This window comes from Mesorhizobium sp. M4B.F.Ca.ET.089.01.1.1, assembly GCF_004022605.1.
Taxonomy (GTDB): Bacteria; Pseudomonadota; Alphaproteobacteria; order Rhizobiales; family Rhizobiaceae; genus Mesorhizobium; species Mesorhizobium abyssinicae.
Genome location: NZ_RZOS01000473.1, coordinates 1 through 4,101, shown reverse-complemented (window position 1 = coordinate 4,101; position 4,101 = coordinate 1). Strand labels below are relative to the sequence as shown.

2 protein-coding genes and 1 pseudogene are annotated in these 4,101 nt (G+C 66.4%); 1 reads left to right on the top strand and 2 read right to left on the bottom strand.

Features of this window, described 5'->3' with window-relative positions:
* Window positions 1-917, bottom strand: a 917-nt coding sequence (locus EN780_RS28785; RefSeq protein WP_128275982.1) for a cellulase family glycosylhydrolase, incomplete at its 3' end; no start/stop codon positions are given.
* 3 nt (window positions 918-920) lie between these two features.
* On the bottom strand, window positions 921-3,074 hold the full coding sequence (locus EN780_RS28780) for a GumC family protein (protein WP_128275981.1): 2,154 nt from the start codon (window positions 3,072-3,074) through the stop codon (window positions 921-923).
* Window positions 3,075-3,316: 242 nt separating this feature from the next.
* Between EN780_RS28780 and EN780_RS28775 the strand changes: the two are divergent.
* A pseudogene (locus EN780_RS28775) lies at window positions 3,317-4,101 on the top strand (lipopolysaccharide biosynthesis protein); the annotation flags it as partial.

Below are 4,101 nucleotides of genomic sequence, written 5' to 3'. Positions count from 1 at the left end.
GGGCAGTGCTGGGCCGCCGACCAGCGCCCGAGCCCGACGAAATCCGAGGCGATCCGCGCCTCGGTCCAGGGGCTCGACAGTTCCTGCTCCAGAAGGGAAGCAGCCTCTTCGTCGCCCGCCGCCCTCAGTTTGGAGATAAGCGCGCGGACCGGCGGCGAGTCCTTCGTCGCCGGAAAGGGCAGGTTGGCGAGACGGGCGAGCGGCGATCGATCCCAGGTCTCGCATTGATGCGTGAAGGCCATGGGCGCGTAGTAGTGGATGGCGGCGATCTGCCTGTCGTCGGCGAGCGGCGGGGTGTCGCCGATTTCCCAAATGCCTTGAAAACGCGCCGGACCCCAGACCATCGTGTGCAGCGGACATTTGGCGCGCAGGGTCCCGGCAAGCTGTTCGCGCAGCGAGAGCCAGTCGCTCCGCTCCATCGGAGGTTCGTTCAACAGCTCCGGATAGACCGAATCCTCCGGCAGGTCGGCAATGACGACGCGCAGCGCCGTCCAGGCTTGAACCACCTGCCTGGCGGCGGCTGCCGGATCGCGCCGGAACGCGGCGCGCAGATCACCCGAAGGATGCATGTCCACCAGCACCGCGAAGCCCAGCCCGACAAGCTCGGCCACGCCACGCTGAATGGCGCGCAATGCCGCCCGGTTGCCGTACGCGACGAGATCGCCATTCACCGGCAACCGGATCGTTTCGAACCCCGTTTGACGAAGCTTCTCCAGAACGGCCGGAGCAGGGGCGGTCCCGCCTTCTCGTTCGAACCATCCCGGGAGGTTGAACCCATGCGAGGGAACGGCGCGTTTCGTAGCCGCCGGCAGTGTGGCGGAGACGGAAAGGGGCAGGGCCGTGAGCAGTGCGCCGCCGGTCAGGGCAAGCGCACGCCGCCGCGACAGCGCCGGCAAAGCCTGCTCCGGCGCCCGCATGGATCAGGTCCTCGCAACGGCGCCGCGGCGCCAGTCGCCGGCCTTCGACGGGACATCCTGCCGGGTCTCGCCGGGCTGGGCGCTGTCCTGCGCGATCAGCAGCGTGGCGCTGCGTTCGACCTGGCCAGCACCGAGATGCCGCTCGATCAGGCCGGCGGCGTCGGATGCCCTTTCGGACCGGTTCAACGCGAACAGCGTGAGATCGGCCTTGGCAAAAAGCTCCGGGTCCCAACCTTTTTCGCCAAGCGATGGGGCGACCACGAGCACGAAATCGAAAGCATTGCCGGCTTCGGCAAGAATGCTGGGCAAGCTGTTGCGATCGCGCGATTGCTGACCCTGCCCGGCCGCCCCACCGGCTGCAACCGTGCGGAGGCCGCTGGCGCCGTCGATGAACAGGCCGGAGCCGTATCCCGCGCGATGCGGCAGGTCTCCGACTTCAACCACGAGCACATTCTGTTCGGCTCGCTGCAGGCCGATCCCGACCATCGCGCCAGCGAGCCGTGCCTCGGCGCTGCTTTGCATCGAGGACACCAGCAACACAAAGGGTTTGGGGTGGTCGCTCAGGCGCCCGAGGATCTGCCGCATCAGCCTCAGCACGGCCAGCGACAGCGTTTCGTTGCCGGTCTCGAACAGCGACTTCCTCATCGCCTTGATGTTTGCAAGCGCCGCGCCCCCGGCGACCCCGGGCAAGCGGTATTCGCCGAAATCGGCCGGCACGGGCAGCGATCGGGGCTTGGCCTGCGGGCCATCCTTGGCTGGATCGACCGCCTGCGGAGCGTCCCGCCGTTGGCTCGACGGATCATCCTGCGGCCGACCGACCGGGCCCAGCGTCAAAGCGAGGCCGCATCCGGCCATGAGGCCGAGAAAGACGCTCACCGGCAGCAGCAGGGCCGGCTTTGGCCAGGTCGGCTGCAGCGGCGGCGCGGCGGCGCTGATGGTGCGCGCCTCGGATGTCTGGACACCCTGCAGCTGCGATGTTTCCTGCGCGCGCTTGAGGAAGTCGTCGAGCACGGTGCGGGCGGCCTGGGCCCTGGAGTCCAGTTGCCGCAACTGCACCTGCGCCAGGCTGGAGTCCTGCGACTGCTGGCGCAGGGCTTCGAGCTTGTCCTGCAGCTTTGCGGCATTCTGGACGGCGAGATCGTAGTTGGCCTTCAGCTGCTGCCTGATGCGTATCGCCTCTCCGGCCATGAGCCGGTTGATGCGATCGAGTTCGGACCTCAGGCGTCCGATCGCCGGATGGCGCGGCCCGTACATGGTTTCGAGGTTGGCGAGCTCGGTGGCGCGCTGATTGTAATCGTCGCGCAGATTGGCGGCCGCGTTGGAGGAGAGTATCTCCGAGAGCTTGGCGAGGCCTGCCGCGGAGGTGCCCGCCGCCAGCGCCTGATTGTATCTGTCCTTTGCCTTGTCGGCGTCACCCTGCGCGGCGATCAGCTGCGTCGTCAGTTGGTCGAGCTGCGATTGCAGCGTGCCGCCGTCGGTCGGATCAACGATCCTGTGCTGCGATTTGAAATCCTCGACGGCGCGCTCGGCGTCGCTGACGTCCTTCTGCAGGCCCTTGATCCTGTCGTTGAGAAGGGAGTTCACATCGTCATTGGCGGTTTCGCGCTCGCCGGCGAGGCTCGCCTTGTAGCGGTCGACGATGGCGTTGGCGAGGCGGGCCGCCTTCTCCGGCGACGGCGAGGTGAAGGAGACATTGATGACATAGGTCAGCCCCTCGCGCTCGACCGATACCGCCTTCTGGAAACGCTTGAATGCCGCGTCCTGCGAGGAGGTCCCTCCGAACAGGGACATGAGGCGCGATATCGGCCCGCGGGATGAAAACTCGGGATCGTTCTGGAGCTTCTGGCTGTCGAAGACGGTGCCCAGCAGGTCCTGCGATTCGATGACGAAGACCTGGCTTGCGATGGCGGCGCTGTCGGCCCCGATGCCCGGTAGGACGTTGTTGAAATTGGTCGCGCGCGCGTCGCGCGGATCGATCAGGATCGAAGCGGTCGCGGTGTAGCTGGGGCTCGTCACGGCAAGGTAGAGCAGCGCCAAAAGCAGCGCCGCGCCGGTGATGGCAAAGACCAGCAGGCGGCGCCCCCAAAGGATGGCCCACAACGGTCCGATATCGAACAATGGCGGAAGAGCGCGATCGTCGATCCTGGCTGGCTTCATTACCTTTCCCCTGCAGAGCCGCGGCGTCCCGACACCACTCTACACGGTCTAGTATTCAGGATTAACGTTAGCCTTTCGTTAAGGTTACCGAGGTGCTTACGCGATTCATTTCGCGCTAACGGTAACCATGAGCAGCGTTCGCGCTGGCGCGATTGCGGGCTTTTGCTTTATTCAGGGGCAGGTTTCAGCGTCGGCTCGCCTGCCGCGGGGGTTAGGCAAGTTGATTGCTGCAGGGGCCGACGTTGAGTGAGAATCAAGCCGATCGCGACGCCGTGGCCGGGAGCGCCAGCCCCGCGGCCGGCATGCGCATGCCCATCGTGGCGCTCGCCAAGAGCGGCGCGGTGGCCGGCGTCATCAAGCTTGCCAGCGCCGGCCTGTCCTTCCTGATGTTCGTCGCCGTGGCGATGGTGATGGACGGACGGCAGTTCGGCCTCTACAGCGCGACCTATGCCGGCGCCAGCCTGGTGTCCTTCTTCGCCTCGGTCGGCCAGCAGAGCACCGTGCTCAGGTTCTGGCCGCAATATGCCGGGCTTGGCGATCTCAACTCCGCCCATGGCATGATGGCGCGCGCCATTCTGGTGGCGCTGGCGGGGCTCATAGGCTCCAGCCTGCTGATCCTGCTGGTCGGATTCCTGCCGTTCATCGGCAAGGGCACGCCGGAATGGTTCTCGCTGTGCCTGGCGGCCGCAGTGCTGTCCTTCTCGCTCGGCTGGTCGGAGTTCACCTCCGGCGCCTTCCGAGCCAAGAACGCGCTGATATCCGGCCTTTTGCCGCGCGATATCATCTGGCGCGCGGCGACGATCGGCATCCTTTTCGTCTGCCATTTCATGCGCGTGGAGATGAGCGCGGTCGAGGCGACCTGGCTGACCGCCCTGCTGCTCATCCTGTCGGTCGTTCCGCAGACAGTGCGACTGGTGCGCGACACGGCGCGCGCGGAACGCGGCCCGCTGAGCGAAGGGCAGAAGCAGGAATTCAAGACGGTGACGCTTGGCCTGTGGGGCGTCACCTCGCTGCCGCCGGCGCTCGG

Excerpts from the sequence above, each read along its gene's own strand:
- EN780_RS28780 (WP_128275981.1), bottom strand. The coding sequence starts at position 3,074 with ATGAAGCCAGCCAGGATCGACGATCGCGCTCTTCCGCCATTGTTCGAT.